At 61.2% G+C, this 14,736-nt stretch carries 8 protein-coding genes; 3 read left to right on the forward strand and 5 right to left on the reverse strand.

The window, feature by feature from the left end:
- Positions 1-39: 39 nt before the first annotated feature.
- The gene (gene coaA / locus C8N35_RS06265; RefSeq protein ID WP_107989121.1) at positions 40-993 is read left to right on the forward strand and encodes a type I pantothenate kinase; all 954 of its coding nucleotides are present in this window, start codon (positions 40-42) and stop codon (positions 991-993) included.
- A 244-nt stretch (positions 994-1,237) separates the two neighbouring features.
- Here the strand turns inward: coaA and C8N35_RS06270 are convergent, their stop codons facing one another.
- Positions 1,238-2,929 (reverse strand): methyl-accepting chemotaxis protein, encoded by a 1,692-nt coding sequence (locus tag C8N35_RS06270; protein WP_107988682.1) that lies wholly within the window; start codon positions 2,927-2,929, stop codon positions 1,238-1,240.
- A gap of 711 nt (positions 2,930-3,640) precedes the next feature.
- On the opposite strand from C8N35_RS06270, the gene C8N35_RS06275 reads away from it, so the two are divergent.
- Positions 3,641-5,326, forward strand: a complete 1,686-nt coding sequence (locus C8N35_RS06275) for a methyl-accepting chemotaxis protein (protein ID WP_107988683.1) — start codon at positions 3,641-3,643, stop codon at positions 5,324-5,326.
- Positions 5,327-5,902: 576 nt separating this feature from the next.
- Here C8N35_RS06275 and C8N35_RS06280 read toward each other — a convergent pair.
- Both C8N35_RS06280 and C8N35_RS06285 read right to left on the reverse strand, forming a co-directional pair.
- A complete protein-coding gene (locus tag C8N35_RS06280; protein WP_107988684.1) occupies positions 5,903-7,591 on the reverse strand; it encodes a methyl-accepting chemotaxis protein in 1,689 nt (562 codons plus the stop codon).
- Positions 7,592-7,820: 229 nt separating this feature from the next.
- Positions 7,821-10,103, reverse strand: coding sequence for a transglycosylase domain-containing protein (locus C8N35_RS06285; RefSeq protein ID WP_245926676.1), 2,283 nt, complete (start codon positions 10,101-10,103; stop codon positions 7,821-7,823).
- Between the two features lie 258 nt (positions 10,104-10,361).
- On the opposite strand from C8N35_RS06285, the gene C8N35_RS06290 reads away from it, so the two are divergent.
- Positions 10,362-10,655, forward strand: coding sequence for a DUF1330 domain-containing protein (locus C8N35_RS06290; RefSeq protein WP_107988685.1), 294 nt, complete (start codon positions 10,362-10,364; stop codon positions 10,653-10,655).
- A 138-nt stretch (positions 10,656-10,793) separates the two neighbouring features.
- Here C8N35_RS06290 and olsB read toward each other — a convergent pair whose 3' ends face one another.
- A complete protein-coding gene (gene olsB / locus C8N35_RS06295; RefSeq protein WP_107988686.1) occupies positions 10,794-11,762 on the reverse strand; it encodes a l-ornithine N(alpha)-acyltransferase in 969 nt (322 codons plus the stop codon).
- A gap of 388 nt (positions 11,763-12,150) precedes the next feature.
- The gene (locus C8N35_RS06300; RefSeq protein ID WP_107988687.1) at positions 12,151-14,514 is read right to left on the reverse strand and encodes a PAS domain-containing hybrid sensor histidine kinase/response regulator; all 2,364 of its coding nucleotides are present in this window, start codon (positions 14,512-14,514) and stop codon (positions 12,151-12,153) included.
- Positions 14,515-14,736 lie beyond the last annotated feature (222 nt).

Raw genomic sequence — 14,736 nt, forward strand, 5'->3', positions numbered from 1 at the left:
GATCTGGTTGGAGCGCGCAAGCCCTTGCGCGGTGAACGCATGGATGAAGTGATACCGGCAGAACTCTCGCCCTATACGACCTTTACCGAGACCGAATGGGCCAGACTTCGCGCCGACACACCGATGACGCTGACGGCGGAGGAAGTCCGTCGCCTCCAGAGTCTCAATGACCCCGTTTCCCTCGCCCAGGTGGAGAGCATTTACCTGCCGCTTTCTCGCCTTCTCTCCTTCTACGTCGAGGCGATGCAGGGCGTGCATCTGGCAACCAAGAAGTTTCTTGGAACCAACAGCAACAAGGTGCCCTACATCATCGGCGTCGCAGGATCCGTCGCGGTCGGCAAATCGACCACGGCGCGCCTCCTGCAAGCCCTTCTGGCACGTTGGCCGGCGAGCCCGAAGGTCGACCTGGTGACGACCGACGGTTTCCTCTATCCGAACGCCGTGCTGGAACGCGAAGGGCTGATGCGGCGCAAGGGCTTTCCCGATAGCTACGACCTGCCGGAGCTGCTGCACTTTCTCTCCGACATCAAGGCCGGACGGCGCAACGTGCGGGCGCCAGTCTATTCCCACTTCTACTACGACGTGATGCCGGGCCAGTCGATCTTCATCGACCGGCCGGACATTCTCATCGTGGAAGGGTTGAATGTGCTGCAGACCTCCAAGCTGCCGCGCGACGGGAAGGCTGTGCCTTACGTTTCGGATTTCTTCGATTTCTCGGTCTATATCGATGCGGAGATCCCGATTCTGCACGACTGGTACGTCCAGCGCTTCATGCGGCTGCGCGAAACGGCATTCCGCGATGAGGGCTCTTACTTCCACAAGTATTCCAAGGTCACCGACAAGGAGGCGATGGATATCGCCAACGACCTGTGGACCAACATCAATCTGGAAAACCTGTCGGAAAACATCCTGCCGACACGGCCCAGGGCCGACCTGATCCTGACCAAGGCGGTGAACCACTCCATCGAGCGGGTGGCGCTGCGCAAGATTTGACATTTCCTCTGGTGCCCCAACAGGCTCACAGTCGAGCTCGTTGTTCGCTACATCGTTGAACTCATGGACGCGCAAGACAGGCCGAACGGTCGCGGCAGAATGCGGAGCTTCGCGCCGAGGTATCTGTCCCTGACACCATCACCCGAGCGCCGCCTTGAGCATCGTCAGGAAACTCGGGCGAAGACACGCAAAACGGCCCGCCAGTCACCCGGCGGGCCGTCTTTTCTTCAACCGAGTACCTGGATCAGGCAGCGTCCGCCGACTTGATGCTTTCGAGGAATGATCCGACCTGCTCGCGCAGCACCAGCGCCTCCCTTTCAAGGGCGGCGGAGGCGTCCGCGACCATGGACGCGGCCTCGTTTGTGACCTGGGCGGCCCCGGAGACGCCTTCGATATTCTCCGACACGTCCTGCGTGCCGCGCGAGGCTTCCTGAACGTTGCGGGCAATCTCCGTCGTCGCGGCGCCCTGCTCCTCGACCGCCGCCGCGATGCCGGAGGTGATCTCGTTGATCTGGTTCACCGTATCGGTGATCTCGCTGATCGCCCCCACGGCAAGCTGCGTCTCACCCTGGATCGACGAGATCTGCGAGGAGATCTCTTCCGTCGCCTTGGACGTCTGGTTGGCGAGCTCCTTCACTTCCGCGGCCACAACCGCGAAGCCCCGGCCCGCTTCTCCGGCACGCGCCGCTTCGATCGTGGCGTTGAGCGCCAGAAGGTTCGTCTGCTCGGCGATCGCCTGGATCAGGCTGACAACCTCGCCGATGCGGGTCGCCGCATCCGACAGGCCCTTGATGCGCACATTGGTGCTGTCGGCCTGGGTCGCCGCCTGGGAAGCGATGTCGCTCGACGAGGACACCTGACGGCTGATCTCCGCGACCGAGGCCGCGAGCTCTTCCGCCGCCGAGGCGACCGTTTCCACGTTGGAGGACGCTTCGGCTGCCGCACCAGCCACCGCCTTGCTCTGGCTCGTGGTCTGTTCCGCGCCCGCATTCAGGTTGGTGGACGCGTTGCGCAGGTTCGTGACGGAATCCGCGATGGTATCCAGCAGCGAGCCCATCTTGATCTCGAATTCCTTCGAGGCCGTCCGGATCTCTTCTGCGCGCTCGTTATCCCGCTCCAGACGGTCTGCCTGGGTCGCCTCAAGAACGCGTCGCTTGCGCTCGTTGTCGATGAAGACCGACATGGTACTCGCCATCGCACCGATCTCGTCGCGCCGGTCGGAACCTTCGACCTCGATCTCGGTGTTGCCATCAGCGAGCGCCTGCATGTTGCCGGTGAGCTTGCCCAGCGGCAACGTCACATTGCGAATGGCAGAATAGGCGATAGCGAATGCGATCAGGCCGCCAACGAGGCCGAAACCAATGACGATCGCGGCGTTGTTCCAGAAGGTGGACTCGATATCGTCGACGAAGACGCCCGTCGCGAAAACCCAGCCCCAGGGGTCAAACCGCTCACTCCATGAGGTTTTCGGCGAAAGCGCCGTCTCGCCAGTCCGGTTCCAGTAATAGACGGCAGATCCGCCACCCTTGTCGGCCGCGGTGAAGAGATCGCGGATGAAATAATTGCCTGCCTTGTCCTTGATGCTCATGACCATCTTGCCCTCGTCAGCGGGCTTGGGGGGCATGATCACACGACGGCCGTCCTTGTCGAGGCCGAATACATAGTTGCTTCCGTCAAAGCGGATGGCACGAATGAGATCGCGCGCCTGCTGCGTCGCTTCCTCATGGGTGAGTACGCCGGACTGCTCCTTCTTGTAGTAATATTCGGCGACGGACTTCGTTACCTGGACTACTGTCTGCGTCATCTTCTCGCGCTCCTGATAGAGCGTGCTGCGCAGCGTCAGGAGATAGGAAGTGGACAGGGCGATGCCTAGGACAGCGAGGGTGAGGACGGGAAGCCAAACCTTCGTGCCAATACTGAGTTTATTAAGGGACATGAGATGGTGCCTGAATACCTTGGAGAGGTTGGGCAACAATGTTCCCTGCGTCTTAAGAAGCTGTAAAATTAACGAGAAAAATCAAATGACTAAAGGTCTCGTCACGTCATTTTTGCCGTGTAGAAAGGCTCTCCGGCGCACCTGCGGAGGGATTTTTCGCGAAACGATTTGGATTACGCCGACTCCTTGTCGGTTCCTGAGAGGTCCCACCGAGCGGCTGATTTGCTCCAACCTATTGTTAAAATTGAAAAATGCGAAATAGCGGTCGTGATGTTTGATCTTGGGCGATCACGCGGATGCGTCTTCAGCGATGAGGGAAGGAACATGTCAGGCTCCGCGGCGCGCACATGCGCCGGATCGCCGCGCCTCGCCGCGCTTGCAGCGGCGTCAACGCTACCCCGCCGACAAGTAAGTGTTTGTAAGCCCCCCCGCACAGCGCGCTGTAGATCCAGCTTCGGGAGGCAGGGACTTGCGGCCGTTTGGAACCTGCCGCGACCACACGGTCGTGTCTGCATGGCTGCAATACCGGAAGACACCCTTGCCGGCAGCCAACAAGGGTGACAAGCAAGCTGAAATTCGTTTACGGAGGTGAAATACTTAATCTAATTGGATTCATTGTGATGTTACTAATTCATTACGTACTTTTTACGATGCGTTAATTTATTTCGCGCACTAATTTAACATCTCAATTTCCTCATAGGGCGTTCTGAAATGAGCCTGGGCAAATTCAATATCGGCGTGAAGATCTGGATCCCCGTCATCACGCTGGCAATCCTGTCAACCGTCATTGCGGTCTTCAGTCTGTACGAAATGCAATCCGTTCTAATGGCCGAGCGGATCGCAAAAACGCGAAACATCGTACAGGCCTCCAAATCAATCGCCGGCTATTTCAAGAGCCTGGAGGATTCAGGAACCCTCACGCACGAGGAAGCGACCCAGCAGGCGCGCAATACAATCCGCGCCATTCGTTATGACGGCGGCAATTACGCCTTCGCCTATGACGACAAGGGGGTGCGGCTTATATCGCCCGACGTGACACGAGAAGGCGTCGCGGCTCTCGACGCGCAAGACAAGAGGGGAACCTATTACATTCCCGACCTGATCGCGCGGGCGAAGGAGGGCGGCGGCAAGACGAGCTACTACTGGCCCCGTGTCAACAGCTCCGAACCTCTGGAGAAGCTCGCCTGGACCGAGTATTTCGCCCCCTGGGGCTGGGTGCTGGGTTCCGGCACCTATATCGATGACGTGGAGGCGACGTTCCGCTCACAGGCATTGAAACTTCTTGCCTTTGCGCTCATAGGCGGCGCCCTTGCCGGTGTTGCGGCTGTCCTTGTGATCCGCAATGTGGCACGGCCGCTGAAGACGCTGACGGCCAACATGCTGGAACTGGCGGAAGGAAACGTCGCGGTCACCGTCACAAGTATGGATCGCAACGACGAGATCGGCGCGATGGCAGGTGCGATGGCGGTCTTCGTGGAGAACGAGCGCAAGCGCCGCGATCTCGAGGCGACCCAGGCAGACCGCCTGGAGCAGGATCGTCAGCGGTCGCAGGAGATTCAGACGATCTCGAGAGATTTCGAAGGTCAGATCGGCTCCTTGCTTGAAACAATAGAAACCTCCGTCGGAAACCTGAAAAACGCGTCTACCAACCTGAACGCGGGCGCGGAACAGACCACGAGCCAGAGCAGGACGGTCGCGGGCGCGGCAGCCGAGGCCTCCTCGAACGTGGAAACGGTCGCATCTGCGGCAGAGGAACTTGCCACCTCCGTCGCGGAGATCAGCCGCCAGGTGGCCTCCTCCAGCGAGATCGCCACCCAGGCGGCGGCCCAGGCGAATGCCACGAACGAACGCATCATCGGTCTGTCGGGCGCCGCCAGCCGGATCGGCGAGGTCGTCGGCCTCATCCAGGCGATCGCCGAGCAGACGAACCTTCTGGCGCTCAATGCCACGATCGAAGCGGCGCGTGCCGGAGAAGCGGGCCGGGGCTTCGCGGTTGTGGCCGCGGAGGTGAAGGAACTCGCCACCCAGACCTCCAAGGCAACCGAGGAGATCTCCTCGCAGATCTCGTCGATCCAGGCCGAGACGCAAGAGGCGGTGGGGGCGATCAGCGAGATCACCGAAACGGTGAACCGCATCAACGATATTACTGCGGGCATCGCGGCCGCGGTGGAACAGCAGGGCGCAGCCACGACGGAGATCGCCCGCAACGTGCAGGAAGCCTCCAACGGCACGCGAGAGGTGTCAGCGAACATCGAAGGCGTCTCCGGCGCGGCGGAGGTCACCAATCAGGCTGCCTCGACCGTCTTCGACGCATCGAAGGCACTGGAACACGAAGCGCGGGAGCTGCGGGAACACGTCTCCAGTTTCCTGTCCGGCATCAAGAAGAACGTAGCCTGACGCTTGCGTCCCCGGGGTAGGCAACCTCCGCCCCGGGGACGACGGCTATCCGGATCGCGCACTTCGTGAAGACCGAATGCCTGACGATCCGGACAGCGACCCGATTATGCTCATTGGTCCCCGGCCCGCGCCCTTGGGCGGGCCAGCGACGAAGCGACCGGAATATGCTCTCGCCGCCGAGACCGACCCGAGAGGGTCTCATCCATCGACATCCACATGGCCACAGAGCGCACCAATGCCTTGCGTCAGCTCGTCCACAACACGGGCGCGGACGGCATGAGCTCCAGCGGCTGAAGAAAAGCACTGTTCCCTTTGGTTTCAGGCGCCGACCAGGCCCGCAACCTCATTGAGCAACGCTTCACCTCGGTCCAGTCGCAACCCGACGGGATCGCCGTACGTTTCACGTCCCGAGCCTCATCTGACCGGCTGCAGCTACTCTGAGATCGTTATGAACCTCAAGCAAGTTCCAGAATCTGCAACGACGCACATGTTGCAACATCCGCCCCACAGAACAGCAAAAAGGCCCGCCGGGATAAAAGTCGGCGGGCCTTTTTCGTTTGGGTATGTGAGCCGCCGTCAGGCGGCGTCGGATACGTTGATGCTTTCGAGGAATGATCCGACCTGCTCGCGCAGCACCAGCGCCTCCCTTTCAAGGGCGGCGGAGGCGTCCGCGACCATGGACGCGGCCTCGTTTGTGACCTGGGCGGCCCCGGAGACGCCTTCGATATTCTCCGACACGTCCTGCGTGCCGCGCGAGGCTTCCTGAACGTTGCGGGCAATCTCCGTCGTCGCGGCGCCCTGCTCCTCGACCGCCGCCGCGATGCCGGAGGTGATCTCGTTGATCTGGTTCACCGTATCGGTGATCTCGCTGATCGCCCCCACGGCAAGCTGCGTCTCACCCTGGATCGACGAGATCTGCGAGGAGATCTCTTCCGTCGCCTTGGACGTCTGGTTGGCGAGCTCCTTCACCTCCGCGGCCACAACCGCGAAGCCCCGGCCCGCTTCTCCGGCACGCGCCGCTTCGATCGTGGCGTTGAGCGCCAGAAGGTTCGTCTGCTCGGCGATCGCCTGGATCAGGCTGACAACCTCGCCGATGCGGGTCGCCGCATCCGACAGGCCCTTGATGCGCACATTGGTGCTGTCGGCCTGGGTCGCCGCCTGGGAAGCGATGTCGCTCGACGAGGACACCTGACGGCTGATCTCCGCGACCGAGGCCGCGAGCTCTTCCGCCGCCGAGGCGACCGTTTCCACGTTGGAGGACGCTTCGGCTGCCGCACCAGCCACCGCCTTGCTCTGGCTCGTGGTCTGTTCCGCGCCCGCATTCAGGTTGGTGGACGCGTTGCGCAGGTTCGTGACGGAATCCGCGATGGTATCCAGCAGCGAGCCCATCTTGATCTCGAATTCCTTCGAGGCCGTCCGGATCTCTTCTGCGCGCTCGTTATCCCGCTCCAGGCGAACCTGCTGTTCCGCCTCAAGAACGCGCCGTTTGCGCTCGTTTTCAACGAAAACGGTCATCGCATGCGCCATCGCGCCGATCTCGTCGCGCCGGTCGGAACCTTCGATCTCTATTTCGGTGTTGCCATCGGCGAGTTCCCGCATACGCTCGGTCAGGCTCTTGATAGGCTTGGACAAATTGCGAATGGATGCAAAGGCGATACCGAATGCAAGCAGTCCGCCAACTGTCCCGATGCCGATGATCTGGAGTGCTCTGGTCCAGAATGTATCCTGGATATCGTCAATATAAATGCCGGTACCGAACACCCAGCCCCACGGTTGAAATTCCTGAGCCCAGCTCACCTTCGGCAACGGGACGTCGCCGCCCTTGCGCGTGACGTAGTAAGGAACGGTACCGCCCCCCGCCTTGGCTACAGCAAGCATCTCTCGCACCTGATACTTGCCGTTGGCGTCTTGCGTATTACTCGCGTCCTTTCCTTCCAGCGAAGCCTTGGACGAGATAACCCGAATGCCATCAGTCGAGTAGACGAAGGCATAATTGTTGCCGTCATAACGCATGGAGCGGATCGCATTGCGCGCCAGGCGCTGGGCTTCGTCGCGGGTCAACTCGCCCTTCTTTTCCAAGTCATGAAAATGAGCGGCGACTGAGATCGCGAGCTGAACGACGCTGCGGGTCTTTTCGACGCGCTCTCCATAAAGGGAGCTGTGCAACGAAGAAAGACTGAAAACCGCCAGAATTATCACGAGGATCGCAAGGGTCGCCACCGGAACCCAGATCTTTACGCCGATGCCGAATTTGTTCAAGGACATGGGGACTGCCTGCATGAAAGGGAAATTTCACGCAATTCTTGGCCGACTTCCGTTAAATACCTGTGAAAAAAACAATGTAAATATATGCATCTCCTTTCTTTACGTCAGTTTATTCCATGTAATAACGTATATCCGGAATACAGATATTGTTAATTTCAAATTATAAAGAAAAAATATAGCACTCAAGGAAGATTTGACGAATAAAAATTCTCTCCAGTAGATTATATTCTCACCCGCCGCCAAAAAGACGATGAAAAAAGCCATTTCCCCCTGGAGGCGGCAGGACGCGGTTGCCGTTCTCTATGGTGCGGCCGCCGACGACATTGCGCGCGGGGGCAGGGCGCGGCGTTTCACGGACAACGACCGGACCGCCGACCGGTATGCCCGGCAACTCCACCAGAGGCATGTGCTCATGCGCCTTGACCATGAAATCATGCCAGATCGACGCTGGCAGCGTGCCGCCCGTGGCCGCTTTCGTCGGCGATCCGTCATCGTTTCCGAGCCAGACGGCAGCCGTGTAGTTCGCCGTGAATCCGATGAACCAGGCGTCGCGCAGATCCTGGCTCGTCCCGGTCTTGCCACCGGCGGGGCGGTCTCCGAGGCGCGCTCTCTTTCCGGTTCCCGTGATCAGTGTCTCCCCCAGCATGGAATCGATCTCGCGCAGCGTTCCGGACCGGATAACCTGGCCCGGCCCATCGATGACCCTGTGATAGAGTACCTTGCCATTTTCGGTCTTCACAGACCGGATGACATAGGGGATGACACCCCAGCCGCCGTTCGAGAAAGGTACGTAGGCAGCGGTGATTTCCAGCGGCGTCACCTCGGACGTACCAAGCGCGATCGACGGATTGACCTTGAGTTCGGACGTGATGCCAAGGCGCCTAGCCGTGGCCGCGACATTCTTCGGCCCGACTTCCTGACCGAGCTGGGCGGCAACCGTGTTCAGGGAATAGGCGAGCGCCTTTCGCAGCGTCACGGAGCCATAATATCTCTTGGTGTAGTTCTTCGGCTTCCATCCGTTGATGGAAACGGGCTGGTCGACGCGGATCGTATCGGGCGTCAGTCCCTTTTCCAGTGCCGCGAGATAGACAAACGGCTTGAATGCCGAACCGGGCTGACGTTCGGCGGAAACCGCACGGTTGAACTGGCTCTTGCGGTAGTTGCGCCCACCGACCAGCGCCTTGACCGCACCGGAAGTGTCGAGCGCGACCAGCGCGCCCTGGCTCACACCCAGCTTCCCGCCGTTCTTGTCGAGGGCATCGCCGAGCGAATGTTCCGCTTCGTGCTGCAGCCGCAGATCGATCGTGGTGTCAACGATCACGTCCTGATCTATCCGGCCGATATAGCCAGGCAACAGGTCCATCACCCAATCGGCAACGTAATTCGTACCGGAAGCGCCGTTGCCGGCAACCGCAAGAGCCGGGTGGTCAATGGCGTTCTTTTCGTCGTGGGCGGAGATGAACCCTGCGTCATGCATGGCCTGCAGTACCAGCCTGGCTCGCTTTTCTGCCAGATCGGGATTGCGATTGGGCGCATAGCGCGACGGCGCCTTGAGAAGCGCCGCCAAGGTGGCGGCCTCCGCCAGGGTCACCTGGCGTGCCGATTTGCCGAAATACCGCCTTGCCGCTCCATCGACCCCATAGGCACCGGCACCGAAATAGACCCGGTTCAGGTACATTTCCAGAATCTGGTCCTTGGAATAGCGGGTCTCCAGCCACAGCGCGAGAACCACCTCCTGCATCTTGCGGCTTATGGTGCGCTCGTGCGTCAGAAACAGATTCTTCGCAAGCTGCTGGGTAAGGGTGGAGCCGCCCTGAACCACGCCGCCGCGCACCAGATTGGTGACAACCGCGCGGGCAAGCCCTATGACGTCGATACCAAAATGGCTGCGGAACCGTCGGTCCTCGATGGCGATCACCGCTTGCGGCAGGTACTTCGGGAGCTGCTCCAGACGCACGGCCTCACCGCCCGTCTCGCCACGATTGGCGATCAGACGCCCCTCGGCAGAGACAATCTTGACGTTGGGCGGGCGCGAGGGAACCTTCCAGTCGTAGCTCTGGGGAAGCTGTGCCGCGAAATAGGCAAGCGTACCGGCCACAACGATGAAACCCCAGACGCTCGCCACCACCCCCCAGTAAAAGCCCCGCTTGAGAAGACGCGTGAACCTGCCGCCGCCGACGTTTTTGCGACGTGACTTGCGGCGCTTTCGGGCAGATGACGGCCGCGGCGAACGCGTTGCGGCCGCATCGGGCGTTGTCTTTGTCTGCGATGAGGACTTGCGCCGGTGGTCGGGATTTCCAGCCGCCTTGAGCGGAACCTTCTTGGCCGCGCCAGCGGATTTCGCGCCTTTCGCCCCCGCGGTGCCGCCTGTCCCGGTCCGACTGGCCGATTTCGGCGCCTTGCCTGCCATGGCGGGACGATCGGAGGAACCAACCAGCGTGTCGGGCGTCTTCGAAACGCGCCCCATAACCGGTTCGATACGTTCGCCGCGTTTGCCGCGTCTGCTGGCCATTGGCCGCCTCTCGCGTCCCGTTGTCGATGAATGAGGAAGGCTGGCAGACGAGCTCCCACACCTTTGTCATCACGCTAGAATGCGGCGCTTTAAGGCGCGGTTAAGCTTGACGGAATTTCAACAGTACCGACGGTACCGGGCTGGGGTGAGGATCCAAAAGTGAGATTGGATTTTTGCTCTTGAACCGGACGGCGCACTCGCCAACACTGCGCCCACGCAACATGTTCATTATTGGTTTTGAGTGCCAGGGAGGTTTGAATGGCCAAGGGATACTGGATCGCGCGGGTCGATGTGGATGATCCGGAGACCTACAAGGACTATGTCGCGACGGCGAAACCGGCATTCGAGCGTCACGGCGCCCGTTTTCTGGTACGCGGCGGCGACTACTCCGCCCTTGAAGGCACGTCGCGCAAACGCAACGTGGTGATCGAGTTCGACAGCTACGAAGAAGCTCTCGCCTGCTACAATTCTCCCGAGTACCAGGCGGCGAAGGCCATACGCACAACGGTTTCAACCGGCGACCTTCTCATCATCGAAGGATATGACGGCTGACGCAGAGCCATCGGTTCGGGGCGCCCCCTCGAACCGATGCGACGGCCGGGCCACCCGGCCACTCTGTCCTTGAAGTCTCCGCCCTTGAAATTCCGGCCTTGAAATTCCGGCCACCCGGCCGGCAAGGCGCGAAGCTGACTAGCTTGCGAAGCGCTCCGCGCCGCTGCCGTAGTAATTGATATAGCGGCTATTCAGCGAGGCGACCGGCAGGATAATCAGAGCGTCGGTCGTTCCGAACTGATGATCGATCACCGCACCGTCGCCGATATGTGCGCCAAGCCGGAGATAGCCCTTGATGAGCGGGGGCATTTCGCGAAGCGCGGCTCGCATATCCACCGATTCGGGGGGCAGCCGGTTCATTTCGACATAGCGTTCATCAAGCGCCCGTACACGCCATTCTTCAGGCGCGCGGGCGCAATGATGCAGATACGAAAGCGGCAGGGCGAGCCTGTCGGGGTCGGTACCCTCGAAGGACGCACACCCGATCATCGCATCGATGCCGTGCATCAAGACATAGGCCCAGATCCCGTGCCACAGAAGTTCGACCGTCCGCTTGGTGCGATAGGGTTTGAGAACGCAGGAACGGCCGAGCTCGAGAAAATTGAGATCGGGCTTGGCGTCGAGCAATGGCTGGATGTCGTATTCGCCGGCGGTATAGAATCCTCCGAAACGTTCGGCCACTGACTGGCGCAGAAGGCGATAGGTGGCAACGATCCTTGGTTTGCGGCGACCGAATGGCTTGGCGCGTTCGGCAACATCGTGATCAAGAACCAGAAGATGATCGCAGAACTCGTCGAAGGTATCGGCGTCACGGCCCGAGGCCAGCGTCTGGCCGTCGGCTATCGCCGACATTTCCTCGTAAAATACATGATAGCGCAGTTCCTGCGCCTTCTTGATCTCGGAAGCCTTGCGCGCGAGGCGCACTTCCAGCGAGCCGATACGACCGAGCGAAACCGACGCGCCGACGGAACGGCGGGCATCCGGTCCCGTCAACGGCAACGCGAAGCCGTGCCCCGGCAGCCAACCGCCGCTGCGCGAGGTGTCACGGTTGATCGGCATGAACTTGCGCACCAGTCTGGTGGGCGACAATTTGCTTGGCTGTGTCATGACTATCGGCCTCTGCCCCGCATTGTTGCCCGTCGCATCGGGTGCGGCTCGGCGCTTCCCCGTTTTTCCGGCCGGCTTAAGCTCCGGCACGTTGGTTGAACGCTGAAGCAGGAGTGTTTGCCAAAGCAAATAACTGTCCAGCTTGAACTGTCATAAACCACAGATTTCCGACAATTGGATGACACCGGCACAAGCCCGCAAGCTGGAGCCCGCCTTGACCGACCTGCGTTGCGGCTCCCTATCGTTAGCCGGCAATATAACGGGTGCAACTGTCCGCGTCACGCAAACGATCGTGATTTGTGGCACTCCGGCAGGAGAGGTTCCGGGCCCGTGGACCGCAACGGGCTCAGGATACGGCTATCGGACTTGATCTGGTGTAATCCGCCTTTCAGGCGATCCCGACAGCTTCGAGAAGATCGGAAAGGGCGTCCGGATCGAGCGGTTTCGTCAGGAAACCGTCTGCGCCAACGCGCTCCGCCTCGGCGCGGGATTCCGGGGTTATGTCGGCGGTCAGCGCGAAAATGCGCACCCTCTCCAGATCGTGAGTGCGTTCGGCCTCGCGGATGCGGCGTATCGCTTCAAGCCCGTCAATGCCCGGCATGTGTAAGTCCATGAAGACGACGGCCAATGCCGGTTCCGCCCCCGCATGGGCACGTTCGACAAGGGAAAGTGCGGTTTCCCCGTCCCGGGCGACGACCACCTCATGGCCATGCTTCTTCAAAAGCGCCGTCGTCAGCAGAAGGTTGATATCATTGTCCTCGGCGACGAGCATGCGGAGAGACTTCCGAGGCGCGCCAAAAACGTCGCGTTCGTCTCGCCAGGCGCTCTCTTCCGCACCCACCGGCTCACCGGCGATAAGCGCCGCCATCACCTTGACCAGCGAGACACTGCGCACGGGCTTGACCAGATAAGCGTCGAAACCGGCCTGTCGAAGCCCGGGCAATTGCGCGCGCTCAGCCGGAGTGATCATGATCACCACCGGAGCCGCCGTACCGTGTGACCGAAGCCCCGCGAGCCAGCCGCCGGGATCTGAAAGCGATGCATGGTCGGCGAGCAGGACGGCGCAGTCTTTCAAGACCCCGGCCGTCTCTTTCATCGGAGTTTGGGAAAGGGCGGTCACGGCACACCCAAGATCGCGCAACCGGCGCTTCATCAACGTCGCAGCCATTCCGTCACCATAAAGCAGCCCGATCCGCCGGCCTGAGAAATTCGCCCGGATCGGCGCCGTCGTCTGCGCACCGACGGTCGCATCGAACGTGAAGGAGAACGTCGCTCCCCGGCCGGGTTCGCTGTCGATGACGATGCGACCGTTCATGGCTTCGACGATGCGTTGCGAGATTGCCAGGCCGAGCCCGGTACCGCCATGGCGCCGTGCCGTGCCCGGGTCGCCCTGTTCAAATTCGGTAAAGAGGCGGGTGGCCGCCTCACGCGACAATCCGATGCCCGTATCATGGACGCGCGCGGTGAGGCGGAGCACATCAGGAGCGCGCGGATGATCGCCTGCGGAAATATCGCTCGCCCGCACGATTTCGATAAGGACACCGCCGCTATCGGTGAACTTGATGCCGTTGCCGGCGAGATTGATAAGCACCTGGCGCAGCCGCGGAGCATCGACTAGCACATCGTCAGGCACATCGGGGGCGACGTAGCTGGCTATATCGAGCCTCTTTGCCTGGGCACGTGGCGCAAGCAGTTCCACGACACGCTCCGCCAGAAGCTCCAGCCGGGTGGGAACGGGCCGAAGTTCCAGCCTGCCGGCTTCGATACGCGAGAAATCGAGCACCTCATCGATCAGACCCAGAAGGGCTTCGCCGGAGGTCGCGATCGCATCGACATAGCTTGCCTGTTCGGCAGAGAGAGTGGTGTCACGCAGAAGCGTCCCCATGCCAAGAATGCCGTTGAGAGGGGTCCGGATCTCGTGGCTGACGGTCGCAAGAAAACGCGACTTGGCCTGACTGGCCGACCGCGCCTGGTCGCGTGCCTCCACAAGCGCCTCTTCGGCTCGCCGGCGGGGCGTGATGTCGCGCAAGATTGTCTGAACAAGAGGGCCGTGGCCACCATCGCGCACAGGCACGTCGAGCCGCGCAAACCAACGTGGCCCGGCTGCGGTTTCCAGAGCCAGATCGGTCACCCCGGGCAGGGCCTTGCCCGCTTCATCCGCCGTATCGGGCGCCTGCGACCGCGGAAGGCGGAAGGCCTCGTCGCCGAGCTTCGCGGGATCCACGTCGAAACAGCGAGCGAACGCCTCGTTCGCATAGACGATGCGGCCTTGCGTATCGCGGCGGATGATGATGTCACCGAGAGCGTTGATGACCGAGCGATGCCGATCATCGGACTCGCGCAGTTCCCAAACCAGATCGTCGAGCGCTTCCGCCTGACGTCGCAGTTCCGTCGTTTCCGCGGCATGTGCCGCCTTGTGGCCGCCAATATCGACATGCTTCAGGATCGCTACTGCACCCGCTCCGGCGAGAAAGGCAATTGCAAGCCCGGCCAGTGGGGCCGGCGAAGGTTTCTCGAGAAGGAAAACGCCAAAGGCAATTGTCGCGAGAACGAGAGCCGAAGCGGCGGCAAGAAGCCAATGGCTGAGTTGCGGACGTGCGTCGGCCTGTGCACCCGGCCAGACATCCAGCCATTCCTGCGGATGTGGTTGCGCCGACGCGGAACGATCGTGCAGCGCGCGAGCGGCTTGCGACGGGGGCGACAGTGGCGCCCCTCCCGAAATGTCATCCCGCTCCTCGGCCGTCTGCTGCATGGCCGCTCATCGTCCCCCATTTGCGCGCTGGCCCGGTTCAAACCACGGGCCCCGCGCTGGCCCTCACCCTCGGGTTGAGCCGCGTTGCTTTGGACCAATGTGGCGCAAAGGCATTGCCAAAGCCTTGCCACACATCGAGAACGCGCAAGTGATGAGAAGGACGACAGGTTTCACGGCCCCGCATTGGGGGTCGCGCCGCGATGCCGCGACCGATGTCTCGCT

This window comes from Breoghania corrubedonensis, from assembly GCF_003053845.1.
GTDB classification, from domain to species: domain Bacteria; phylum Pseudomonadota; class Alphaproteobacteria; order Rhizobiales; family Stappiaceae; genus Breoghania; species Breoghania corrubedonensis.